Source organism: Paenibacillus sp. FSL R5-0623 (genome assembly GCF_037974265.1).
Classification (GTDB): domain Bacteria; phylum Bacillota; class Bacilli; order Paenibacillales; family Paenibacillaceae; genus Paenibacillus.
On the sequence record NZ_CP150233.1, the window covers coordinates 318283 to 341158 of the forward strand.

Genomic DNA, 22876 nt, shown 5'->3' on the forward strand with positions numbered 1-22876 from the left:
CTCAAAACAGCTTGCTTTTGCATGGAGCTTGTTCTTTGAAAACTAGATATCGAAACGAAACAAACGCGAATTAGAACATTCCTTTTTAGCTGAACTTGTGTTAAACAAGTTTCAATAAAAACGGTAGATTGCTGGAGCGAGTGATCGAAATGGAGCGACTTTTGGATTTGGACGTAGTCCAAACCAAGCGGAGCGACAGCTCGAACACGAGCGCAATGGTTAAGCTACTAAGAGCACACGGAGGATGCCTAGGCGCTAGGAGCCGATGAAGGACGTGGCGAACAACGAAACTGCCTCGGGGAGCTGTAAGCAAGCTTTGATCCGGGGGTGTCCGAATGGGGAAACCCAGCTGGGGTAATTTCCAGTTACTCATAACTGAATACATAGGTTATGTAGAGGCATACCAGGGGAACTGAAACATCTAAGTACCCTGAGGAAGAGAAAACAATAGTGATTCCGTCAGTAGCGGCGAGCGAACGCGGAGAAGCCCAAACCAGAGAGCTTGCTCTTTGGGGTTGTGGGACGTCTCACATGGAGTTACAAAGGAACCGGTTAAGCGAAGAGGTCTGGAAAGGCCCGCCAAAGAAGGTAAAAGCCCTGTAGTTGAAAGTCTGTTCCCTCCGAGACGGATCCCGAGTAGTGCGGGGCACGTGAAACCCCGTATGAATCCGGCAGGACCATCTGCCAAGGCTAAATACTTCCTAGCGACCGATAGTGAAGCAGTACCGTGAGGGAAAGGTGAAAAGCACCCCGGAAGGGGAGTGAAATAGAACCTGAAACCGTGTGCTTACAAAAAGTCAGAGCCCGTTTTAGGGGTGATGGCGTGCCTTTTGTAGAATGAACCGGCGAGTTACGTTCCCGTGCAAGGTTAAGGTGAAGAGCCGGAGCCGCAGCGAAAGCGAGTCTGAATAGGGCGACATAGTACGTGGACGTAGACCCGAAACCGGGTGATCTACCCCTGTCCAGGGTGAAGGTGCGGTAACACGCACTGGAGGCCCGAACCCACGCATGTTGAAAAATGCGGGGATGAGGTGGGGGTAGCGGAGAAATTCCAATCGAACTCGGAGATAGCTGGTTCTCCCCGAAATAGCTTTAGGGCTAGCCTCGGAAAACAGAGTCGTGGAGGTAGAGCACTGATTGGGTGCGGGGCCCGCAAGGGTTACCAAGCTCAGTCAAACTCCGAATGCCATAGACTTACTTCCGGGAGTCAGACAGTGAGTGCTAAGATCCATTGTCAAAAGGGAAACAGCCCAGACCATCAGCTAAGGTCCCCAAGTGTGTGTTAAGTGGGAAAGGATGTGGAGTTGCACAGACAACCAGGATGTTGGCTTAGAAGCAGCCACCATTGAAAGAGTGCGTAATAGCTCACTGGTCGAGTGACTCTGCGCCGAAAATGTAACGGGGCTAAACACACCACCGAAGCTATGGCTTGATGCTTTGCATCAGGGGTAGGGGAGCGTTGTATAAGGGTTGAAGGTGTACCGTAAGGAGCGCTGGACATTATACAAGTGAGAATGCCGGTATGAGTAACGAAAAGATCAGTGAGAATCTGATCCGCCGAAAGCCTAAGGGTTCCTGAGGAAGGCTCGTCCGCTCAGGGTAAGTCGGGACCTAAGGCGAGGCCGAAAGGCGTAGTCGAAGGACAACAGGTCGAAATTCCTGTACCACCGTAAGCCGTTATGAGCAATGGGGGGACGCAGTAGGGTAGTGACGCGGACTGATGGATGTCCGTCTAAGCAGTGAGGCTGATGTGTAGGCAAATCCGCACATTGTAAGGCTGAGCTGTGATGGGGAGCGAAAATTACAGTAGCGAAGGTCATGATCTCACACTGCCAAGAAAAGCCTCTAGCCAGGTGATGGTGCCCGTACCGCAAACCGACACAGGTAGGCGAGAAGAGTATTCTAAGGCGCGCGGAAGAACTCTCGTTAAGGAACTCGGCAAAATGACCCCGTAACTTCGGGAGAAGGGGTGCCCCGGTAGTGTGAATAGCACGAGGGGGCCGCAGTGAAAAGGCCCAAGCGACTGTTTAGCAAAAACACAGGTCTGTGCGAAGCCGTAAGGCGAAGTATACGGGCTGACGCCTGCCCGGTGCTGGAAGGTTAAGGGGAGTGGTTAGGGAGTAATCCCGAAGCTGTGAACCGAAGCCCCAGTAAACGGCGGCCGTAACTATAACGGTCCTAAGGTAGCGAAATTCCTTGTCAGGTAAATTCTGACCCGCACGAATGGCGTAACGACTTGGGCGCTGTCTCAACGAGAGATCCGGTGAAATTTTAATACCTGTGAAGATGCAGGTTACCCGCGACAAGACGGAAAGACCCCATGGAGCTTTACTGCAGCTTGATATTGAATTTGGGTACGATCTGTACAGGATAGGTGGGAGCCTTTGAAGCATGAGCGCCAGCTTGTGTGGAGGCAACGTTGGGATACCACCCTGATCGTATCTAGGTTCTAACCTGGTACCGTAATCCGGTGCGGGGACAGTGTCAGGTGGGCAGTTTGACTGGGGCGGTCGCCTCCTAAAGAGTAACGGAGGCGCCCAAAGGTTCCCTCAGAATGGTTGGAAATCATTCGAAGAGTGCAAAGGCATAAGGGAGCTTGACTGCGAGACCTACAAGTCGAGCAGGGACGAAAGTCGGGCTTAGTGATCCGGTGGTACCGCATGGAAGGGCCATCGCTCAACGGATAAAAGCTACCCTGGGGATAACAGGCTTATCTCCCCCAAGAGTCCACATCGACGGGGAGGTTTGGCACCTCGATGTCGGCTCATCGCATCCTGGGGCTGAAGTAGGTCCCAAGGGTTGGGCTGTTCGCCCATTAAAGCGGTACGCGAGCTGGGTTCAGAACGTCGTGAGACAGTTCGGTCCCTATCTGTCGTGGGCGTAGGAAATTTGAGAGGAGCTGTCCTTAGTACGAGAGGACCGGGATGGACGTACCGCTGGTGTACCAGTTGTTCCGCCAGGAGCACCGCTGGGTAGCTATGTACGGACGGGATAAACGCTGAAAGCATCTAAGCGTGAAGCCCCCCTCAAGATGAGATTTCCCAGTATGTAAGACCCCTTGAAGACGACGAGGTAGATAGGCTGGGGGTGGAAGTGCAGCAATGCATGGAGCTGACCAGTACTAATCGGTCGAGGGCTTATCCAATAGCAAGTGATAATTCGCATGTTTCGTTTCGAATCTAGTTTTCAGAGAACAACACTCTGAAATGTAAGCTACGCGTTTGGTGGCGATGGCGGAGGGGTTCCACACGTACCCATCCCGAACACGACCGTTAAGCCCTCTAGCGCCGATGGTACTTGGACCGCAGGGTCCTGGGAGAGTAGGACGCCGCCAAGCGAAACCCCACTGGGGTATTTTTTTTCGAAAATTGATAAGGGCCCTTAGCTCAGTTGGTTAGAGCGCACCTCTGATAAGGGTGAGGCCGGTGGTTCGAGTCCACCAGGGCCCATAGCAAGACCACAACAAGAAATACACCAGAGTATGGGGCCATAGCTCAGCTGGGAGAGCGCCTGCCTTGCAAGCAGGAGGTCAGCGGTTCGATCCCGCTTGGCTCCACCATTCCCTGATAGCTCAGTTGGTAGAGCACTCGACTGTTAATCGAGTTGTCACAGGTTCGAGCCCTGTTCGGGGAGCCAGTAAGGCCCGTTGGTCAAGGGGTTAAGACACCTCCCTTTCACGGAGGTAACAGGGGTTCGAATCCCCTACGGGTCATAGCTATATTTATAGCTTCAACAAGGGATGAGAATCCCAAAGGTTCGTCGGAGGATATACCTCGTTAGCAACTGCTTCGCAGTCTCGAACGAAGTGAGAGTATCCCCTACGGGTCATAATATGGAGGCTTAGCTCAGCTGGGAGAGCATCTGCCTTACAAGCAGAGGGTCGGGGGTTCGATCCCCTCAGCCTCCACCATAAAACTTTTATAACGACGCGGGGTGGAGCAGCCCGGTAGCTCGTCGGGCTCATAACCCGAAGGCCGCAGGTTCAAATCCTGCCCCCGCAATTAACTTTCCTTGAGAAAGTACTATGGAACCGTGGTGTAGTTGGCCTAACATGCCTGCCTGTCACGCAGGAGATCGCGGGTTCGAATCCCGTCGGTTCCGCCATTTTTTTAATGTAGTAAGGCTCGGTAGCTCAGTCGGTAGAGCAGAGGACTGAAAATCCTCGTGTCGGCGGTTCGATTCCGTCCCGAGCCACCATTTATAACACTATGTAATACGCCGGTGTAGCTCAACTGGTAGAGCAACTGACTTGTAATCAGTAGGTTGGGGGTTCAAGTCCTCTCGCCGGCACCATGTAATCCTGGAGGATTAGCGAAGCGGCCAAACGCATCAGACTGTAAATCTGCTCCCGTACGGGTTCGGTGGTTCGAATCCATCATCCTCCACCAGTTTTTCTATGAGTCATTAGCTCAGTTGGTAGAGCACCTGACTTTTAATCAGGGTGTCGAAGGTTCGAGCCCTTCATGACTCACCATTATATGCGCGTGTGGCGGAATTGGCAGACGCACTAGACTTAGGATCTAGCGTCTTTGACGTGGGGGTTCAAGTCCCTCCACGCGCATCCTTTATTTGCGGAAGTGGCTCAGCGGTAGAGCATCGCCTTGCCAAGGCGAGGGTCGCGGGTTCGATTCCCGTCTTCCGCTCCAATATTTTGCGCCCTTAGCTCAGCTGGATAGAGCGTTTGACTACGAATCAAAAGGCCGGGAGTTCGAATCTCTCAGGGCGCGCCATTATAACTTCATATTTTGCCGGCGTGGCGGAATGGCAGACGCGTTCGACTCAAAATCGAGTGGGAAACCGTGGAGGTTCGAGTCCTCTCGCCGGTATAGATAACGGGATGTAGCTCAGCTTGGTAGAGCACCTGGTTTGGGACCAGGGGGTCGCATGTTCAAATCGTGTCATCCCGATTGTTGTTATGCGGGTGTAGTTCAATGGTAGAACTTTAGCCTTCCAAGCTAATAGCGTGGGTTCGATTCCCATCACCCGCTTAAATATTGATAAGAAAGAGATGGTATTCACCGTCTCTTTCTTTTTTTGCATTCATAGGCATATTGATCATAATTGTATACAAAGATCACGGATTATATGGCTGATTAGCATATACCAGTAATCCCATCCTCATGATATATTTCCCCCCTTTTAAGTCTGTTCTTAGTCATTGTGGAAGATGTTTAAATGGAGAAGGTCTAACACATGTTCGAACACAAGAATATCTTTTCTTTACCGCATTTCATAAAAACGCTTACAAAAATAGCTTGCGTAAATCATTAACCTGTAATACCATATCAATTAAGCGCTTAACCTTTAGGGGTAAGGCGCTTAAACTTAACTTAGATTAAGCGCTTAACCCGTAAAGGAAAGGACGGCGATCAATTCATGAAAACAATTCGACTGACGATGGCTCAGGCACTGCTTCGATACCTGGATCAGCAATATATCTCGGTTGACGGGGTGGAAACCAAGTTTGTGAAGGGAATCATCGGTATTTTTGGACATGGCAATGTAACAGGCATTGGAGAAGCGCTGGAGCGCAGCCCGGGAAGCCTGACGTATATGCAAGGCAAGAACGAACAAGGCATGGTGCATACGGCAGCGGCTTATGCCAAGCAGAAGAATCGTAGACAGATCTATGCATGTACAACATCCATTGGACCTGGTGCTTTGAATATGATTACAGCAGCAGCTACCGCAACGGTGAACCGAATTCCAGTTTTATTGCTGCCTGGAGATAACTTTGCTACACGGGAACCGGACCCGGTACTTCAGCAGTTGGAAGTGAGCAGTGATTATACAATCTCAGCCACTGACCCATTCAAAGCCGTCAGCAAGTACTGGGATCGCATTGTTCGTCCCGAACAGTTGATGATTGCTGTTACACAGGCCATGCGTGTGCTAACCGATCCAGCAGAGACGGGAGCAGTAACGCTCGCACTGCCGCAGGATGTGCAGGCAGAGGCATACGATTATCCAGAATCGTTCTTTGCTCGCAAAGTACATTATCTGGACCGTCGCCCCCCGGTACAAGCAGCCATTGAGCGGGCAACGGAGCAGATTGCCCGAGGCAGAAAGCCGCTGCTCGTTGCAGGCGGCGGTGTGTTGTACTCTGAGGCGTCCGTTCAACTCGTGGAATTCGCCGAGGTATTTGGTATTCCAATCGCCGAGACGCAGGCGGGCAAGAGCGCAGTCTCTTGGGACCACCCACTAAATGTGGGGGCCATCGGGGTTACAGGTTCTCTAGCAGCCAACAGGCTGGCGAGAGAAGCGGATGTGGTGATCGGCGTCGGTACTCGTTTCTCCGATTTTACGACGGCGTCCCGCTCTGCTTTTCAACATCCGGAAGCTTCATTCATCAACATTAACCTGAATGGCATGGATGCCGCCAAGTTAGGTGGTGAAGCCATTCTGGCAGATGCACGCGAAGGATTGCAGACTTTGCAAAAGGAATTGCAGGAAAGACAATACCGAAGTGCATATGGTGCATCCGAAATCGCTGATCTCCGCGCTGAGTGGAATGCAGAAGTGGATCGGCTGTATGCAGCACAGCATGAAGCAGGGCTGGCACAGACTACAGCAGTTGGCGTGGTTAACCGTACCATTGATCCATCTTCCGTCATCGTGTGTGCGGCAGGTAGTCTGCCGGGTGATCTACATCGTCTGTGGCGTGCGTCTGAACCAAAGACATACCACATGGAGTATGGGTTCTCCTGTATGGGGTACGAGGTAAGTGGAGCTTTCGGAGCAGCACTTGCGGAGCCGGATCGGGAAGTGTACGCCATGGTAGGAGATGGCAGTTATCTGATGCTGCATTCGGAGTTTGTGACCAGTCTGCAGGAACAGAAGAAGATGACTATCCTATTATTCAACAACAATGGATTCCAGTGTATTCATAATTTGCAGCGGGAACATGGTAGTGACGGATTCGGCAATGAGTTCCGTTATCGGGAATCCGAGAGTGGACGACTGACCGGGGACTACATGCCAATGGACTTTGCTGCACACGCCCGAAGTATGGGAGCCAAATCCTATAGAGCGGAGACAGCAGAACAGCTGGAACAGGCACTCCGAGATGCGAAGAACGAAACAGTGAGTACGTTGATTGAGATTCCGGTCGTGCCTGGAACCAACGCAGATGGATACGAGTCATGGTGGAATGTGGGTGTACCTGAGGTATCTGCCGAAGAAAAGGTAGTTCATGCTCATCACACCATGCAAGCCAACCGTGCCAAAGCAAGACCGATTTAATCCGGTTTATATAGAATACCTTCTAAAAAGGGAGCCTGAGGAAGCGGAGTTAAAAGCTTCTGAAAGAAAGCTGTACCGGAAGGTTGTTCTGTCATCGGAGTGTACAGTGTAAATATAGTGAACAACAAAGGAGACGTGGAGCAATGAGCAAGCTGCCATTCCAGCTTGGGATTCATCCGATCAATTGGGTCGGTGAAGATGTGAAAGAGCATGGTGATGCCACAACGTGTGCACAGATTCTGGATGACATTCAGCGTCTTGGGCTGACAGGTACAGAGATGGGACGTAAATATCCAACCGATCCTGCTATATTGCGTGAGGAATTGAGTAAAAGGAATATCAATCTGGTCTCCCAATGGAAATCCGTACTTTTCTCCGACCCGGCGTATCGTCAGTCGGAGCTGGACAGTTATCGCAGACATGCGGAGTTTCTGCAATCTATGGGCAGTAAGGTGATCAGTACGGCGGAGGTAGGCGGGTCACTTCATTTTGATCCAAGACGAACTCCGAATGAAAAAGAAGTGCTCAGACTCAGCGAATCTGAATGGCATATCCTCGCTGAAGGGTTGAACGAAGCAGGAGCTATCGCCCGTGAACACGGTTTGAAGCTTACGTACCATCATCATGGAGGCACGGTGGTAGAGCAACCGGATGAGATTGATCGACTGATGGAGCTGACAGACCCTTCTCTCGTGTATCTGCTCTATGATACTGGTCATGCCTACTATGGTGGAGCCGATCCACTTGAGCTGCTGCGCAAACATTATGATCGGATCGCTTATATCCATCTGAAAGATATCCGCCCGCATGTGCTGGATGAAGCACGCGCGGAACAGTCTGATTTTGTTGGTTGTATTCGTAAAGGAGTGTTCACTGTACCAGGAGATGGATGCATTGATTTTGCACCAATTCTGCAAGAACTGATCACAAGAGGGTACGATGGCTGGGCGATGCTTGAAGGAGAGCAGGACCCTGCAATTCATAACCCGTATGAGTATGCGAAGCGATCTTTGAACTATATGGAGTCGTTACACCAACACAGCTGATTCGTTTAGCATTGCAGCAGTCAGAGGCCACACCTATGAATTGAAAAAGGAAGAAGCCCAGCAAGAGTATAACGTTACGATTGGAAAATAAAACTGACTTACTCTAGCCGTTTACGAGTCCTTACGATGGAATGAGTAACTAGTCTAGATATCGATATACAACATGTAAAATCCCACCACAGAAAGGGGCTCACATGCAATGACCTACGTATCCTTTCCGGTATCCAGGAAGAAGGATTTCACCGCGATTGGCCGCTTGTGCATCGACTTGAACGCCAATGAGATCAATCGCCCGATGGAAGAGACGATGACGTTCACGAAGTATGTTGGCGGCTCTCCGGCCAATATTACGATTGGCATGTCCAGACTGGGTATGGAGACGGCTTTTATCGGTAAGATCGCGGGTGACCAGATGGGCAGATTCATCCAGAGTTATTTGGAGAAGAACGGCATCGACACATCGAATGTAGTTACAGATGACACTGGAGCGGTGACAGGGCTTGCTTTTACCGAAATCAAAAGCCCAACGGATTGCAGTATCCTGATGTACCGGGACAATGTAGCGGATCTGTTATTACAGGCGCAAGAAGTACAAGAGCAGTTGATTGCTGACTCCAAAGTGCTGCTAATCTCAGGCACAGCCCTCGCGCAAAGCCCATCCCGTGAAGCTGTATTACAGGCACTAACGTATGCGAAAAAACATGGCACAGTTATTGTGTTTGATCTGGACTATCGCCCATACACCTGGACATCAGATGAAGAGACAGCGGTCTATTACAACCTTGCAGCCGAGAAATGCGATATCATCCTGGGCACACGTGAAGAGTTCGACATGATGGAGACATTCGACCATAATCCGGATCATAGCGATCAGGTAACTGCACAGAAATGGTTTGACTTCTCAGCGAACATCGTTGTAATCAAGCACGGTAAGGAAGGGTCCATTGCTTATACACGTGAAGGGCTTTCACACCGTGCGGACAGCTATCCGGCAAAAGTGGTCAAAACGTTCGGTGCAGGCGACTCCTATGCGGCCGGCTTCCTATATGGATTGATGCAGGGATGGACGATTGAGCGCAGTATGGCGTATGGCAGTGGCGCAGCAAGTATCGTCATTTCGAGCCACAGCTGTTCGGATGCGATGCCAACGGTAGAACAGGTGAATGACTACATCGAACGTTGCAATCGGGGCGAGATCACCGTGTCTTGAAGCTCGTTGCAATACTTTGAATAACAAACACACTCATACAGATCAGCACCAATGATATAAGTTAACATACGGGATCACACATAAGCGAAGGGAGACAGAGCTATGGGAAAAGGGATTTCTGAAGCGTCTGCAACAGCGACAATGGTACAAAACTGGATCGGAGGTGCCTGGGTAACCCCAGTGTCAACTCGTACGGAGCCGGTTGTGAATCCGGCCACGGAAGAAGTTATTGCACATGTGCCACTGTCTGAACAAGCGGACGTGGATCTGGCGGTTCAGACAGCACGAGAAGCGTTCAAATCCTGGAGTAGCACACCGGTTCCGCGCCGTGCACGTATTCTGTTCCGCTACCAGCAGCTGCTGGTTGAACATTGGGAAGAACTCGCCCGCCTGGTAACGCTGGAGAATGGTAAAAGCTACGCCGAAGCGTATGGCGAGGTATTGCGTGGCATTGAGTGCGTTGAGTTCGCGGCAGGTGCCCCGAATCTGATGATGGGCAAACAACTGCCTGACATCGCGACAGGACTGGAGTCGGGCATGTACCGCTACCCGATCGGCGTTATCGGGGGAATTACCCCATTCAATTTCCCAATGATGGTACCCTGCTGGATGTTCCCGCTGGCTATTGCGTGTGGCAACACCTTTGTCCTGAAGCCGTCCGAGCGTACACCGCTGCTGGCAGGCCGCCTGGCAGAGCTGTTTAAGGAAGCAGGGCTTCCGGACGGCGTGCTCAACATCGTACACGGTGCACATGATGTCGTGAACGGGTTGCTGGAACACAAGGATGTTCAAGCGATCTCCTTTGTCGGATCACAACCAGTGGCTGAATACGTCTACACTACTGCATCCAAGCATGGCAAACGGGTACAGGCACTGGCTGGTGCCAAAAACCACTCCATCGTTATGCCGGACGCCGATCTCGATCTGACGGTGAAAGAGATTACGAGTGCAGCCTTTGGTTCAGCAGGGGAACGCTGCATGGCATGTGCGGTTGTTGTGGCTGTGGGTGATGTGGCTGACGAACTGGTACAAAAGCTGGTGGAAGCAGCAGACCGCATTACCATCGGTAACGGTATGGATGAGGGCGTGTTCCTCGGACCTGTCATCCGTGGACCACATAAAGAGCGTACACTCAGTTACATTGAAGCCGGAGAGCAGGAAGGCGCGGCTTTGATCCGGGATGGACGCAAAGATCAGGCAACAAGTGAATCCGGTTATTTTGTAGGGCCAACGGTATTCGACCAAGTTGAGAGCAATATGAAAATTTGGCAGGATGAGATCTTTGCTCCAGTACTCTCGGTAGCAAGAGTGTCTACGCTGGAGGAAGCCGTTGAGCTGGCGAACCGTTCCGACTTTGCCAACGGTGCGTGTCTGTTCACCCGCAGCGGGGCGAGTATGCGTCAATTCCGTGAAACGATTGATGCGGGCATGTTGGGGATTAACCTGGGCGTACCTGCGCCAATGGCATTTTTCCCGTTTTCGGGCTGGAAGAAGTCCTTCTACGGTGATCTTCACGCCAATGGCACGGATGGTGTTGAATTCTACACTCGCAAGAAGATGGTAACGGCGCGCTGGTAACAACCAGAGCATCACTCGGGCTAAGGGGAACGCCCAGCCCATATGGACGCACATAGGGAGGATAACGGAATGGGCAAGGACAAAGTAAGAATTGGCATCATCGGTGCGGGACGGATCGGCAAAATTCATGCAGACAATCTCCTGCGCAACCCGCATGCGGAGATTGTGGGAATCAGTGACTTGTTCGCGGGTCCTGAATTGGAGGCTTGGGCCTCCAGTCGTGGCATCCCTGTTGTAACGACGGACAGCAGTGAGTTGATCTCGATGCCTAATGTAGACGCGGTGCTGATCTGTTCTTCAACCGATACACATGTGCCGCTGATCGAACAGGCCGCTCAGGCGGGCAAACATATCTTCTGCGAGAAGCCGGTCAGCATGGATCTGGCACAGACCCAAGCGGCTGTAGCGGCAGTTCAGAAGGCTGGCGTGAAGCTGCAAATTGGATTTAACCGCCGCTTCGATCACAACTTCAGACGGATACGTGCACATGTGCAGGATGGTACGATTGGTGATCCGCATATTATCAAAATTACTTCTCGCGACCCGAGTCCACCGCCTGCGGAGTATATCCGGGTATCTGGCGGAATCTTCATGGACATGATGATCCACGATTTTGACATGGCACGGTATCTGTCCGGGAGTGAAGTGGAAGAAGTGTACGCTCAGGGCAACGTGCTGATCAATCCGGTTTTTGCGGAACATGGTGACGTGGATACAGCGATTGTAACGATGACGTTTGCCAATGGAGCGATTGGTGTCATTGATAACAGTCGTCAGGCTGTATACGGGTATGACCAGCGTGTTGAAGTGTTTGGCTCGATGGGCAGCGCCGCAGCGGCGAATGATCATCCGAATACGGCTGAGATCAGTACAGCGGCCGGGCTCATGCGCGACAAACCGTTACACTTTTTCCTGGAACGCTACAATGAAGCGTATGTGCAGGAGACAGCCCTCTTTATTGATGCAATCCTCCATGATACACCGGTTATCGTAGATGGCCACGATGCAGTACAGGCTGAACGAATTGCGCTGGCAGCAAAACTGTCCATGGAGCGGGGAAGACCTGTGAAGCTGAGTGAAGTTCCTGGGATGTCATTGGAATCGCAAACGGCAACGCCATAGTAGATGATTAAAGTCACTTTTTATAATAGAGGGCATGAATAGTCCAAGTTTTTGTTTTTTTATAAGTATCAGGTTGTTGTGGACGACTACAGAAAGGAGTGGATGGCAAGATGTCAGAACGTATTGTGAAACCCGTGGTCAACCCCGAGGGAGACGGTACACTTATAAACGTAACACCGGAGTCTGCTGGGTGGGAATATGTTGGCTTTCAGGTAGCGAAGCTGGCAGAGGGGGAGACACTAACCCGTGAGAGCGGTGATCAGGAACTCTGTGTGGTGCTCCTCAGCGGTTTCGCCAATGTAAGTACCCGGGAGCACACATGGGATAATATCGGAAAAAGAATGAGTGTTTTCGAGAAAATCCCGCCGTATTCAGTCTACGTCTCAACTTCCGATCAAGTGCAGATCACAGCACGTACCGAACTGGAAATTGCTATATGTGTTGCACCCGGTAAAGGCACGTATCCAGCTCGTCTCATTGCACCCGAAGATGTAGGGGTAGAGGCGAGAGGGTATGGCAATCTGGAACGCCAGATTCACAACATTTTGCCAGAACAGAAGGAAGCAGACAGTTTGCTCGTTGTTGAGGTGTTTACACCAGATGGGCATTGGTCCAGTTACCCGCCACATAAGCATGATCGGGATGCACTCCCGGATGAATCTTTGCTGGAAGAAACGTATTATTTCCGTGTACAGCCTGAGCAGGGATTTGCCATTCAGCGCATATACACGGACGATCGCTCTGTGGATGAGACACTTGCAGTGAAGAACGGTGAAGTGGTGCTTGTTCCGGACGGATATCATCCGGTAGGCGCTCCTCCGGGGTATGAGGTCTACTATCTGAACGTGATGGCTGGACCAACCCGGACCTGGAAATTCCATAATGACCCTGACCATGAGTGGTTGATGAAAAAGTAAAACAGTTCATGCTACGCACATTGTGCTGGCTTCAAGTTGCGTATGCAGACTTCCCCCTGCATAATAAGAAGAGAACAATTATCTATGTATAACGAAATTTATATATAGCACAAATGGGGAAAAAACAATGAAAGCAACCATATACGATATAGCACGTGAGGCGGGTGTATCCATTGCAACCGTCTCACAGGTCATTAATGGCAAAGGCAAGATCAGTGAGAAGCGGCGCGCCGAGATTATGGAGATCATGGAGCGCCTTCACTATCAACCCAGCGCGATCGCAGCTGCACTTACAGGTAAGCAGACGTATACATTGGGGCTGCTCGTACCGGACATCTCAAACCCGTATTTCGCAGAACTCGCCAGAGCCGTGGAAGATCGAAGCCGACAATTGGGTTATAGCGTGGTCATCTGCAGTACGGATAATAAGGACGAGCGGGTAGAGCGTTACCTGAATCTGCTCCAGCAAAAAAGGGTCGATGGTATGATGATCGGAACCGGGATCGATAATGCCGAAATTTTGTCACCCCTCTTGCAGCAGTCCATCCCTGTCGCTTTGATTGCTCGCCATATGCCATCCCTGTCGGTGCATACAGTCACCATTGACGACTTGCTTGGCGGCACGCTCGCAGCGCAACATCTGCTTGAACTTGGGCACACCCGTGTAGCAGTGCTGTCGGAACCGTCCAAAGTCAGCAGCAGTCAGGAACGTGTACGTGGATTCCGTGAAACCTTGATTAAGGCAGGTCATACGCTGGAACCGAATCAGATCCGAGAATCGGCAGCTGACCTGAGCTCAGCCAAAAAAGAGGCGCTACTGCTGCTCGGTGAGAAGGATCACCCGACAGGTTTGTTCTGTTGTAATGACATTCAGGCCATTGGTGCACTTCAGGCAGCCAAAGAGCTGGGCCTACGGGTGCCAGAGGATGTGTCGATTATCGGATTTGATAATACGATTCTGGCTTCGGTGACGAGTCCGCCGCTTACAACCGTTGCCCAGCCAATTGAAGAACTGGGACATCGCGCTGTAGATTTGTTGATTGAAGAGTTAAAGGATGAACAAAAAGAGCCACAGAAGATTGTGCTGAAGCCTGAGCTGGTTATCCGAGAATCAGCAGGTCATGTATTGGGCTGAAAACAATTAGGTTTCTGATGTAACCTGATCAGTTTTGAGGCCAAGCCTACGTGTGTCATATTCTTTTATGCAGATACGGGGCCGCTTCATCCCTTATTCCGAATATGTAACGTATCAACATAACAAACAAGCCGCATTCACCCTATGGGAGAACGCGGCTTGTTGATTTATATCTTGAACTTTTTCACTTCTTCAGCGAGCGTATTAGCTTGTTGAGCCAGTTCATTGGAGCGTTCCGAGATACTCGTAATATAATTGAACTGTTCTTGCGTTGAAGAGGCAACCTCTTCGGTGGAAGCGGCGCTCTGTTCGGACATGGCCGCAACACTGGAGATCACTTCAGCAATCTTGCCAGAACTGTTATCCAATTCGGTTGTTGCAGACGAAACTTGTTGAAGCTGAGTGTCAATGCCTTCAATAGATTGCTTGATTCGCATAAATGAGTTGCGCATCTCATGTACGGCAGCAACCTGTTGCTCAATACCATGTTCAGCAGAATCGACCTCGCTCACGCTTTGGTGGCTAGCCGCCTGGATTTCATTCAGCAACACGATGATGTCCTGAGCAGAGCCGGCGGATTGTTCAGCCAGTTTGCGCACTTCCTCGGCAACCACCGCAAATCCAAGTCCATGTTCACCCGCTCTGGCGGCTTCAATCGAAGCGTTCAGTGCGAGCAGGTTAGTCTGAGAGGCAATACCTTGAATCATGCTGACGATGCTTTCAATCTTCTGTGATTTGTCTGCGAGTAGATTGATTGATTCACCCACACGGTCAATCGATTGGCGGTTACCATCCGAAAGCTCCACCTGATGATCTACCGCTTGTAGCCCAGCTAGCATGGCTTCTCCTGCCTCACGCATCATCGTTACGGACTGCTCGACACTGCGATTGATACCACCAACACTATCACTCATCTCCGACAGACGGCTTGAGCCATCATACACGGATTCAGCCTGTGTACTGGAACCTTGAGCGAGTTCATCAGTGGCAATGGAGATCTGCTCAGCGATGCGTTTGGTTTTATCTGTATGCTCCTGCATCTCACCGGAGATACTTTGTACGCGATCAGCAGAAGCCGTTACTTGCCTAAACAGCGAGCTAAGCTGATCGGACATCTGATTGAATGCCATACCTAGTTCAGCGAATTCATCTTTGCCTTTGATCTGCACCCTTCCTGTAAAATCACCACTCGACATTTGGCGGGAGGTCTCATGTAGATTTCTCAGTGGCTTGATGAAGAGTGTTGCGATCCAATAGGCACCTGCCAGTACAACTAATAATGTAATGGCGATAATGAGAATGTAGTTATTGCGCAATTCATAATAGTCCGCATAGGCGAGTTTCTCAGATATGACTGATCCGATAATCCAACCAGTACTTGGAATTTGTTTGAAGTAGAGGAGCAGATTTTCTCCGTTATATTGGAATGATCTTTGTCCTGAAGGATGCGTTTGCATCTCTGCAAGCAACGGTCCCAATTGATCGTTTTCTGCGGCTGAAGTACTTGCAAGATCAGCCTCGGGATGAGCTAAAATAACTCCCTTTTTGTCGAGCATAAAAGTGTAGCCTAGTCCATCCAGGTTAATTTGGTTGACTGTATCGGTTAACTTGGAAAGTAGAATATCAGAAGCAACCACTCCCCGTATTGCACCATTTTCTGTCTTTACTGGCATGGCGATAGACACCGTAAATTGTTTGGATTTGTTGTCGATGTAAGGGTCAGTAAAAATCAGCTTGTCTGCTTGTAGAGCCTCTTTATACCAAGAACGATCCCTGGGATCATAATCTTTATCTGGGACGAAGTCAGAACCATTTATAAACTGTCCTTCCTTATTTCCGTAAAATATGTCCTCTAAGTTGTTAGGGTTGGTGCCCTTATACATGATGGACAGATAATCTTCATTAAGATCAGAAGATGAAACAGCCTCCTGAATTACAAGGCCTAGTGTTTCCACTAATTTCTCGTTTCCGTGTAACCAGCCGTCCAACTGAAATGTTGCGGTAGATATTAATCCTTCTAGTTTGTTGTTCACACTCTGAGAAGCTTGGTTTTCCGTCTGAACCAAACCAAGTGGTGCGAGCGCGCCTGCTATAAGCAGAACAGTGACGAAGAAGGCTAACATCAATTTGAGTTTTAACTTCATACTTTTCCCCCTAGATGTCATGAATGTGTTAGTATGTTTGAAGCTTATTATATATATCGTCATATAATATTTAATCCTTAGGCGAGACCAAATGGTAAAATGCGGAAGAATAACGAACACAAAACGAGTTTTATTTGATATATAATATGTAAGGCCTCAATTTCTAGGAGGAGGTTAGACTGTGAAAAACAGAATCAAGATGATTATAGGTATCGTCACGATTATTGTTGTCGTAGCTATTGCAGTGCGTATGTATACCTCTGGTCAATATACTAAGTATATCCCCAGCAAACATACGACGTTTCGAGCAGAGGTTACAGATCATATGAGCATGCTGGATCGATTGGATCGACTGACGATTAGGAAGATTTCAAGTGCAGATTCGTATAATGAAGATGATGAAGTGACGATTACAGATCCCAATGAGATTAGAGACATGCTGAAGCTATTAAAGGATATTGATCTTAAAAGAGTACGGGAATTCGACGTTTCCGAAAGGAATCCGGATTACTATGAGTGGCGACTCACCATTAATAAAGAAGGTCGCTTTACCGATGGATTTGGACTGACGTTTTATAATGAAAAGTCCATCTCAATCTACAGCGAGGCAAAAACGAGAGACAAATTTGAGGACTACGAGATTACCAATGAGTTTAATCTGAATGAGATGGACCGCCTTTTTGAAAAGCTGAAGGAGGAGCAAACTTGACCATCATATCCAACTATTATGAACGCCCTATTGAAGAACAGGATATTCCTTTCCTGTGGGAGATGTTATACGCATCCCTGCATAGAAGAGAAGGCGATGAACCTTTTCCAATCGAAAGTATTCATACTCCCGGACTGTCCAAATACGTTGAAGATTGGGGAAGAGAAGGGGACTTCGGGTATGTTGCAGTTGACCAGCAGGGCAAGAGACTAGGTTCAATAACATTAAGATTCTATACGGATCAGAATGCGGGATACGGTTATGTGAATGCAGCTACGCCAGAGATGGGAATGGCTGTAACGGAAGATGCACGTGGAAAAGGAGTAGGTACCTTACTGCTTCAGACCGCATTAGATGAGGTTGAACGGCGGAGAATTGCAGCAGTCTCGCTTAGTGTTGACCCGGATAACCAAGCGATTCGCTTATATAAGCGGTTAGGATTCGTGGAGGAGTCCCTAAATGGTACATCGGTAACGATGGTGCGTGTAAGTAAACTTGAATCTTAAATGATGAGCGTTCGGATCACTGGCATAACTGAGTAAGCAAAGTGGAACTGCAAAGAAAAGGCGCTTCCTCATGGGGAACGCCTCTTTCTGTGTGCCATGTACAGCATCGGTATCTCTCTTATTATACTTAGTCCGTATCACTTCAATATTATTTCAACAAAAATGCCAAAGCCTCATCATACGTTTCCCATTGAAATTCAGTTTGGTGCGCCGATTCTTTGGAAATCCGATTCAATTGCATTTTGGCGATCGCACCACCTACAGCTACACTGGCTCGCTTCATACCCCACTGTGTCAGTAATTTCTGGTGTTCCACAATTTTTTCTTTGGTATCCTGAGGGAAAGCCTTCATGTTCCGCATATCTATTAGCACATCAAACGAATTTCCCAATTGTTCCGCTATTCTCTGGATTTCTGTATTCGCTTGTTCGACATGTTCAGGAGAAACAATACCTTCCCAGATAATTTCAATAATAGGTTTAGTTGAATCCAAACGTCTAACAGACATGTAGGCAACTCCTCGATAATAAAATAATATGTAATATATGAGACTATAAGCCTATTAATTATACCTTTTTATAGCGAGAATGAAAACTGATTTCATAATATAGTGGTTCTTATGGACTACTTATTCCTAGGGAAGTTAAATTCAGGGATTGTTATCACATCGTCATTGGGAGGATGGCTGGATAGCTAAAAGCCATCCAGAGGATGAACTCCAGATGGCTTCTATGATTGTAACATGATAAATTGAAAATCCTGCGTAAGTTAGAAGCCAATCTTCAAACTGTTGCCTTCCGTAGCTACACCTTTGGAAAGGGAAATGCTCAGCTTTTGTTCTGCCGAGAAACCAAGTGTTTCCCCGTCATGCAGTGTGACGTCGTTTTCAACCACATACGTTGTTGTCATGAACATCATCTCAAATACATCGCTTAAGGATTCAGACGATTGCATAATCTCCATCTCTTCTTTACCAAAGTTACGTAGTCCGTAAGTGTAAGCTGAAGCGCCTTCGGCATTTTGGAATAATCCGATGAAAATCCAGAGCGAGACGGGCAACTCATCATGTTTGATCCCACGGCTGGTTTCGACATATTGACTGGCTTCAACAACAAGTGGTGCCATGTATATGGCCAACGCGTGATCCAACTGTAATAAGGCACTTGCTGTTTGAGTGAACAGAACATGTCCATCAATAGCATTTGATGCGTTCAGAACAGAGACAATAATCTGAGACTGGTGCCGTGAGGTAACTTGCTCCGCTTCTCGCCAAAGGATGTTTAGCTTGGCATTCTCCTCAACTTCACGGTCGGGTACAGGCGCGGCAATGTGAGCACATACCACCTGCATCCCATTCACCTCAAAAAAGAGATTGCCCTCCTCCGGCCGTTCTTCAATCTCGATATCCCATTCGTTCTTCATGTTCCTGATGAAGAGATCAAAATCACAATCGTCACGCTCCAGCAGGACAAAACCCACGATGGTTTCACTGTAATTAGTCGATTCCACAGCACCACCTGCAGGTACCTTCTCCTTTTTGCGCCGCCGAAGCTTGTCAAACAATCCCATGACATGTTCTCCTTCCAATTCCAGAACGATTCTGGTCATTGTACACTGCTATCTATTCACTACCTTACCATAAAGGAGTTAACATGAATCGAAGCAATGCACCATTCGACAGAAATTACAGGAACAGAACTAGCAACAACGCAATGATCGCAGGCAAACCTTGTTTAATGATGATGGAACGTGAAGAAGTAGCCCCTCCATAGAGAGCCGCGATAATCACACACGCCAGGAAGAAAATCTGAATATGCTGTCCAACGGCAGCATCCGGATATACGAGTCCCCAGATCAGACCTGCCGCAAGAAATCCATTGTAGAGACCTTGATTGGCCGCGAGGGATTTGGTGGATTTGGCGAATTCCGGCGTGAGATTAAAGGTTTTCATTGTGCGTGGACGAGTCCACATAAACATCTCCATCACCATGATATAGAAGTGTTCGACAGCTACAAGAGCTACAAAAATGATACTAATCAAAGGAAACACCTTGCTTTCTGATATGTAATTTATGTACTTGTCCATCCTAGTATAAATGTTTGCAACAAGAACGGAAAGAGTGAATTTAATTTGTAACAATTTAATTGCGTATTATTGAAATTATTTATCGTTTTCCAGTTGAGTTATGATGTTGAAATTAAAAAAAGGTATACAAAGCTAAGCATACGCCGATTGTCGACAATCCATTCATTGGGTAATAATGAACAATAAAGAAGTGGTATTGCTCAGGAAAGGGAGAGGATTACTATGGGAAAGGTTCAATTCGTCTTGTTGGCTGATGATCCATCCACATTTGTGACCCGAGTTGTACCTTTTATCGACATTGAACTTGCAGGAATTCCGGGTGACCGTCATTATGGTCTGCTTCGTCCGGCGGACTCACGTCAGAAAATCTACAAGCGTGGTACACCGATTGCGAATCGCCGCCAGCTCAGTATTGTGTCTGAGGAAGAATGTGCTCTTATTGCTGAGAAAATGTACATTCCTGAAGTGCGCCCAGAGTGGCTTGGTGCCAATCTACTGGTCCGTGGTATTGATCGATTGACGGAACTGCCTGCTGGAACGCGGCTCCTATTTCCGAACGGGACAGGGTTAATATGTGAAGGGGAGAACCTTCCCTGTGTACATCCGGGGAAAATGATTGAACAATTCTACGAACAGGACGGTTTGCGCAAAAAAATCGTGCCTGCGGCTCGCAAAAAACGTGGGATTGTGTGCTCGGTTGAAAGGGAGGGTGTAATCCATACGGGGGATACCATAGAAGTCATTCGCCTGTCCTGATTTTCAGGACAGGTTAATTTATTAGCCCTCGGCGCTCACCATTCAGATGTCTAGAGTGTAAGTACTCCTCTGGTGTACTACCAATAATGGACTTGAAATCTCGGATGAAATGGGATTGATCATGATATCCAAGATCCTGAGATAGCTTAATCAGGTCACAGTGAAGACCGCGGTCCATCCATTCTGCAGCATTTTGCAGACGATACAACTTGATTACGGTTTTGGGTCCGATGCCCACATACTGATTGAACAGGCGTTGAAGCTTTCGGGTATGCATATTCCAATAGGAAGACAGATCATCTACTCTCAGCATCTCCCGGTTCTGTTCAATCTGTTGTACAATATCGTTAACCATTCTCGCTTGAGGATCTTCAGCAGGAAGGTGTGCACATAATAGCTGGTCGATGTAACTGGTTTTATCCGCATCATCTCCTGTCCCAAGAAGCCGGTCTTCTAAGGACTCCGCTGTGACGTCAAGAATATTGGATACATTCATCGGCTGTCCGTACAATGAAGAAACAGGAACCCTAAGGAAGGGATAAAACCCTCCTGGGTTGAACTTCACGCCAAATACACGACCTTTCCCGCTCACAAGATAGGAGAATTTACGTCCCGATGGTCCGAAGAAAAACGTATTGTTCCGTTCCACAATCAGATTGACACAAGGGTTAGGCACGACATGTTGGGGATACGGTTCAAGTCCGGTCAGGTCCCACGATACGATCCAGTAATGTTTAACAAAAGGCCGAAGTGCTTCGGAAGGAGCATGGCGTGTCAGTTGATATTTATGGTCACCTTCATTCAGATTCAACAGGCCCATGCTTGGTCTGTCTCCTTGTTCTACCTGTTTCATCTGGACACCCCTCCTGCTCATCTACATTATTTAGGTTCTCTGAACAACAATGCCCGCACAGCAAAACGGGGTAAAATGAGTTGCCTGCGCCATCTCGAAGGTTGACTGAGGAGGCGATAGAGCCATTCCAGGTTAAGCTTCTGCCATATCGCAGGGGCACGTTTGGTTTTGCCAGCCACGATATCGAGACTGCCTCCTACACCTATGGCTACACGAGCGTTCAACTGGTGACGATACTTGTTAATCCAGTATTCCGCATGGGGCGCACCCAGAGCTACGATAAGAAAGTCTGGTTGAGAAGTACAAATCTCTTCCACAATCTGTTGTTCCTCATCTGCCTGGAAATAACCATGGTGTCGGCCTTTTACGATAACTCCAGGGTAACGCTGTGCAATGACCTTTACTGCCTGTTCACTGACGCTTTCCTCTGCTCCCAGCATGTAGAATGACCAGTGTTCTCGATCACCTTCCTCCAATAAACGAAACAGCAGATCACAACCGGTTACCCGTTCAGTCAATTGTCCGCCCCGAAAACGGGATACCATCACAATGCCGGCACCGTCAGCCGTGACCAACCCGGCTTGATCGACAACCTCTCGAAGAGAGGCATTCTTTTGACAGGACATGACAATCTCGGGATTGCCTGTGATGACATGGAATAGTTCATTGCTTTCCTGATCTACAACTTCACCAAGGATTGCAACCGTTTGATTCATCGTTATATTGGGAAAAGGGATGCCCATAATATTCGTGGATTGGCTCATATCTCATTTCCTTTCTGATTCTGTCTCATCACCTTGAACAGTCCTGTTATTTCACTCCAGTTTAGTATATCTGATCTTCTGGGAAAGCACTATATGGGCGCAATCCGTTTGGATTAGGGTATAACATTCCCGAAAACATAAAGAGCTTATATTTTACCTGTTGTCGCGTTTTTACAATACGGCCTTTGGGGTATAACGATAGGATAGGAGTGCGAGCTTGGCAGATCGCGTATCCAATACATAAAGGGAGTGAGTCCATGGAACTGAAATATGAATTCTATATCAATGCAGGACTGGAAGAGGTGTGGAATGCTCTAATATCACCAGACGGCACACGAAACAGCTTTTTCGGCAGTGAACTTCGTACCAATTTCCAACCAGGTCAGCCGTTTGCTTATGTAGGGCCGGGCAATGATGGTGCAGAAACAGTCCATGTGTATGGAGATATATTGGAATTTGAACCGTTGTCCAGACTTAGTTATCAGGAGCATCCCGGACCGTCTTACCATGCGAATCATGCTGAGCTTCAATCCAGAGTGGTCTTCCAGTTGGAAACGGTAGGTGAGTGTACGAAGCTGACGCTGATCAATGATCAGTTTACAGATAACCATCCTTCCATTGCGAATGCACAGAGTAGCTGGTGGATGATTCTAAGCAGCATCAAAACTTGGGTGGAGACGGGTAAAACACTGAATTTTGGCTGGTAGCTGGTAAGAGGCAGTCATTTAAGATTTATTTTCATAAAAATAAAGACATTTAATATAAGAACCAGTGCTGATTCAGTGCTGGTTCTTGTTTTTATACAAAA

17 protein-coding genes, 17 tRNA genes and 2 rRNA genes are annotated in these 22876 nt (G+C 48.5%); 30 read left to right on the forward strand and 6 right to left on the reverse strand.

The genetic code is table 11. The features are described from left to right. Positions 1–217: 217 nt before the first annotated feature. The 26 genes from MKY92_RS01415 (at position 218) to MKY92_RS01540 (ending at position 14250) form a co-directional block, all read left to right on the forward strand. A 23S ribosomal RNA gene (locus MKY92_RS01415) occupies positions 218–3145 on the forward strand. Between the two features lie 75 nt (positions 3146–3220). Further along, positions 3221–3337 (forward strand): 5S ribosomal RNA (gene rrf / locus MKY92_RS01420). Positions 3338–3375: 38 nt separating this feature from the next. After that, positions 3376–3449: transfer RNA gene (locus tag MKY92_RS01425), tRNA-Ile, on the forward strand. 34 nt (positions 3450–3483) lie between these two features. After that, positions 3484–3559 (forward strand) — tRNA-Ala (locus tag MKY92_RS01430). 1 nt (position 3560) lies between these two features. Next, positions 3561–3636: transfer RNA gene (locus tag MKY92_RS01435), tRNA-Asn, on the forward strand. A 4-nt stretch (positions 3637–3640) separates the two neighbouring features. Then, positions 3641–3712 (forward strand) — tRNA-Glu (locus tag MKY92_RS01440). Positions 3713–3834: 122 nt separating this feature from the next. Further along, a tRNA-Val gene (locus MKY92_RS01445) sits at positions 3835–3910 on the forward strand. Positions 3911–3927: 17 nt separating this feature from the next. Beyond that, positions 3928–4001, forward strand: a tRNA-Met gene (locus MKY92_RS01450). A gap of 25 nt (positions 4002–4026) precedes the next feature. Then, positions 4027–4104 (forward strand) — tRNA-Asp (locus tag MKY92_RS01455). 17 nt (positions 4105–4121) lie between these two features. Further along, positions 4122–4197: transfer RNA gene (locus MKY92_RS01460), tRNA-Phe, on the forward strand. 20 nt (positions 4198–4217) lie between these two features. Further along, positions 4218–4293: transfer RNA gene (locus tag MKY92_RS01465), tRNA-Thr, on the forward strand. A 9-nt stretch (positions 4294–4302) separates the two neighbouring features. Next, a tRNA-Tyr gene (locus MKY92_RS01470) sits at positions 4303–4388 on the forward strand. A gap of 10 nt (positions 4389–4398) precedes the next feature. Beyond that, a tRNA-Lys gene (locus tag MKY92_RS01475) sits at positions 4399–4474 on the forward strand. A gap of 6 nt (positions 4475–4480) precedes the next feature. Beyond that, positions 4481–4561 (forward strand) — tRNA-Leu (locus tag MKY92_RS01480). Positions 4562–4571: 10 nt separating this feature from the next. Continuing rightward, positions 4572–4646 (forward strand) — tRNA-Gly (locus tag MKY92_RS01485). A gap of 7 nt (positions 4647–4653) precedes the next feature. Continuing rightward, a tRNA-Arg gene (locus MKY92_RS01490) sits at positions 4654–4730 on the forward strand. Positions 4731–4747: 17 nt separating this feature from the next. Continuing rightward, positions 4748–4826, forward strand: a tRNA-Leu gene (locus tag MKY92_RS01495). Positions 4827–4833: 7 nt separating this feature from the next. Further along, positions 4834–4907: transfer RNA gene (locus MKY92_RS01500), tRNA-Pro, on the forward strand. 10 nt (positions 4908–4917) lie between these two features. Beyond that, positions 4918–4988 (forward strand) — tRNA-Gly (locus MKY92_RS01505). A gap of 388 nt (positions 4989–5376) precedes the next feature. After that, a complete protein-coding gene (iolD, locus tag MKY92_RS01510; protein ID WP_339298847.1) occupies positions 5377–7242 on the forward strand; it encodes a 3D-(3,5/4)-trihydroxycyclohexane-1,2-dione acylhydrolase (decyclizing) in 1866 nt (621 codons plus the stop codon). Between the two features lie 143 nt (positions 7243–7385). Beyond that, complete coding sequence (gene iolE / locus MKY92_RS01515) at positions 7386–8288, forward strand: myo-inosose-2 dehydratase (RefSeq protein ID WP_339298848.1); 903 nt, start codon at positions 7386–7388, stop codon at positions 8286–8288. A 199-nt stretch (positions 8289–8487) separates the two neighbouring features. Further along, positions 8488–9498 carry a 5-dehydro-2-deoxygluconokinase gene (gene iolC, locus MKY92_RS01520; protein WP_047841171.1) on the forward strand — a complete coding sequence of 337 codons (1011 nt, stop codon included), beginning with the start codon at positions 8488–8490 and terminating at the stop codon, positions 9496–9498. Between the two features lie 102 nt (positions 9499–9600). Beyond that, positions 9601–11076, forward strand: a complete 1476-nt coding sequence (locus MKY92_RS01525; protein ID WP_339298849.1) for a CoA-acylating methylmalonate-semialdehyde dehydrogenase — start codon at positions 9601–9603, stop codon at positions 11074–11076. A gap of 69 nt (positions 11077–11145) precedes the next feature. Next, on the forward strand, positions 11146–12198 hold the full coding sequence (iolG, locus tag MKY92_RS01530; protein ID WP_339298850.1) for an inositol 2-dehydrogenase: 1053 nt from the start codon (positions 11146–11148) through the stop codon (positions 12196–12198). Between the two features lie 110 nt (positions 12199–12308). Continuing rightward, positions 12309–13115, forward strand: a complete 807-nt coding sequence (iolB, locus tag MKY92_RS01535; RefSeq protein WP_074093115.1) for a 5-deoxy-glucuronate isomerase — start codon at positions 12309–12311, stop codon at positions 13113–13115. 127 nt (positions 13116–13242) lie between these two features. Further along, complete coding sequence (locus MKY92_RS01540; RefSeq protein WP_339298851.1) at positions 13243–14250, forward strand: LacI family DNA-binding transcriptional regulator; 1008 nt, start codon at positions 13243–13245, stop codon at positions 14248–14250. A 167-nt stretch (positions 14251–14417) separates the two neighbouring features. Here the strand turns inward: MKY92_RS01540 and MKY92_RS01545 are convergent, their stop codons facing one another. Then, the gene (locus MKY92_RS01545) at positions 14418–16394 is read right to left on the reverse strand and encodes a methyl-accepting chemotaxis protein (protein ID WP_339298852.1); all 1977 of its coding nucleotides are present in this window, start codon (positions 16392–16394) and stop codon (positions 14418–14420) included. Positions 16395–16575: 181 nt separating this feature from the next. On the opposite strand from MKY92_RS01545, the gene MKY92_RS01550 reads away from it, so the two are divergent. Next, a complete protein-coding gene (locus tag MKY92_RS01550; RefSeq protein WP_339298853.1) occupies positions 16576–17103 on the forward strand; it encodes a hypothetical protein in 528 nt (175 codons plus the stop codon). Next, positions 17100–17609: a GNAT family N-acetyltransferase gene (locus MKY92_RS01555; protein WP_339298854.1), complete on the forward strand. Its 510-nt coding sequence runs from the start codon at positions 17100–17102 to the stop codon at positions 17607–17609. Before MKY92_RS01550 ends, MKY92_RS01555 begins: the two co-directional genes overlap by 4 nt. Positions 17610–17757: 148 nt before the next feature. Here the strand turns inward: MKY92_RS01555 and MKY92_RS01560 are convergent, their stop codons facing one another. The 3 genes from MKY92_RS01560 to MKY92_RS01570 all read right to left on the reverse strand — a co-directional run bounded on the left by MKY92_RS01560 (position 17758) and on the right by MKY92_RS01570 (position 19695). After that, entirely contained in the window at positions 17758–18117 is a 360-nt protein-coding gene (locus MKY92_RS01560; RefSeq protein WP_339298855.1) for a hypothetical protein, read from the reverse strand. A gap of 260 nt (positions 18118–18377) precedes the next feature. After that, on the reverse strand, positions 18378–19217 hold the full coding sequence (locus tag MKY92_RS01565) for a DUF4261 domain-containing protein (RefSeq protein ID WP_150364030.1): 840 nt from the start codon (positions 19215–19217) through the stop codon (positions 18378–18380). 76 nt (positions 19218–19293) lie between these two features. Continuing rightward, the gene (locus tag MKY92_RS01570) at positions 19294–19695 is read right to left on the reverse strand and encodes a DUF1304 domain-containing protein (RefSeq protein WP_339298856.1); all 402 of its coding nucleotides are present in this window, start codon (positions 19693–19695) and stop codon (positions 19294–19296) included. Between the two features lie 222 nt (positions 19696–19917). On the opposite strand from MKY92_RS01570, the gene MKY92_RS01575 reads away from it, so the two are divergent. Next, a complete protein-coding gene (locus tag MKY92_RS01575) occupies positions 19918–20451 on the forward strand; it encodes an MOSC domain-containing protein (RefSeq protein WP_339298857.1) in 534 nt (177 codons plus the stop codon). 13 nt (positions 20452–20464) lie between these two features. Here MKY92_RS01575 and MKY92_RS01580 read toward each other — a convergent pair whose 3' ends face one another. Together MKY92_RS01580 and MKY92_RS01585 are read right to left on the reverse strand one after the other, a co-directional pair. Next, positions 20465–21304, reverse strand: a complete 840-nt coding sequence (locus MKY92_RS01580) for a helix-turn-helix transcriptional regulator (RefSeq protein WP_339298858.1) — start codon at positions 21302–21304, stop codon at positions 20465–20467. A gap of 26 nt (positions 21305–21330) precedes the next feature. Continuing rightward, positions 21331–22068, reverse strand: coding sequence for a WecB/TagA/CpsF family glycosyltransferase (locus tag MKY92_RS01585; RefSeq protein ID WP_339298859.1), 738 nt, complete (start codon positions 22066–22068; stop codon positions 21331–21333). A gap of 257 nt (positions 22069–22325) precedes the next feature. Between MKY92_RS01585 and MKY92_RS01590 the strand changes: the two genes are divergently transcribed. Then, positions 22326–22775, forward strand: coding sequence for an SRPBCC family protein (locus MKY92_RS01590; RefSeq protein ID WP_017691129.1), 450 nt, complete (start codon positions 22326–22328; stop codon positions 22773–22775). Positions 22776–22876 lie beyond the last annotated feature (101 nt).

What these genes read in the sequence shown, in the direction of transcription:
- iolD (WP_339298847.1), top strand. Translation starts at nt 5,377, where the DNA reads ATGAAAACAATTCGACTGACGATGGCTCAGGCACTGCTTCGATACCTG.
- iolE (WP_339298848.1), top strand. Translation starts at nt 7,386, where the DNA reads ATGAGCAAGCTGCCATTCCAGCTTGGGATTCATCCGATCAATTGGGTC.
- iolC (WP_047841171.1), top strand. Translation starts at nt 8,488, where the DNA reads ATGACCTACGTATCCTTTCCGGTATCCAGGAAGAAGGATTTCACCGCG.
- MKY92_RS01525 (WP_339298849.1), top strand. Translation starts at nt 9,601, where the DNA reads ATGGGAAAAGGGATTTCTGAAGCGTCTGCAACAGCGACAATGGTACAA.
- iolG (WP_339298850.1), top strand. Translation starts at nt 11,146, where the DNA reads ATGGGCAAGGACAAAGTAAGAATTGGCATCATCGGTGCGGGACGGATC.
- iolB (WP_074093115.1), top strand. Translation starts at nt 12,309, where the DNA reads ATGTCAGAACGTATTGTGAAACCCGTGGTCAACCCCGAGGGAGACGGT.
- MKY92_RS01540 (WP_339298851.1), top strand. Translation starts at nt 13,243, where the DNA reads ATGAAAGCAACCATATACGATATAGCACGTGAGGCGGGTGTATCCATT.
- MKY92_RS01545 (WP_339298852.1), bottom strand. Translation starts at nt 16,394, where the DNA reads ATGAAGTTAAAACTCAAATTGATGTTAGCCTTCTTCGTCACTGTTCTG.
- MKY92_RS01560 (WP_339298855.1), bottom strand. Translation starts at nt 18,117, where the DNA reads ATGTCTGTTAGACGTTTGGATTCAACTAAACCTATTATTGAAATTATC.
- MKY92_RS01565 (WP_150364030.1), bottom strand. Translation starts at nt 19,217, where the DNA reads ATGACCAGAATCGTTCTGGAATTGGAAGGAGAACATGTCATGGGATTG.
- MKY92_RS01570 (WP_339298856.1), bottom strand. Translation starts at nt 19,695, where the DNA reads ATGGACAAGTACATAAATTACATATCAGAAAGCAAGGTGTTTCCTTTG.
- MKY92_RS01575 (WP_339298857.1), top strand. Translation starts at nt 19,918, where the DNA reads ATGGGAAAGGTTCAATTCGTCTTGTTGGCTGATGATCCATCCACATTT.
- MKY92_RS01580 (WP_339298858.1), bottom strand. Translation starts at nt 21,304, where the DNA reads ATGAAACAGGTAGAACAAGGAGACAGACCAAGCATGGGCCTGTTGAAT.
- MKY92_RS01585 (WP_339298859.1), bottom strand. Translation starts at nt 22,068, where the DNA reads ATGAGCCAATCCACGAATATTATGGGCATCCCTTTTCCCAATATAACG.
- MKY92_RS01590 (WP_017691129.1), top strand. Translation starts at nt 22,326, where the DNA reads ATGGAACTGAAATATGAATTCTATATCAATGCAGGACTGGAAGAGGTG.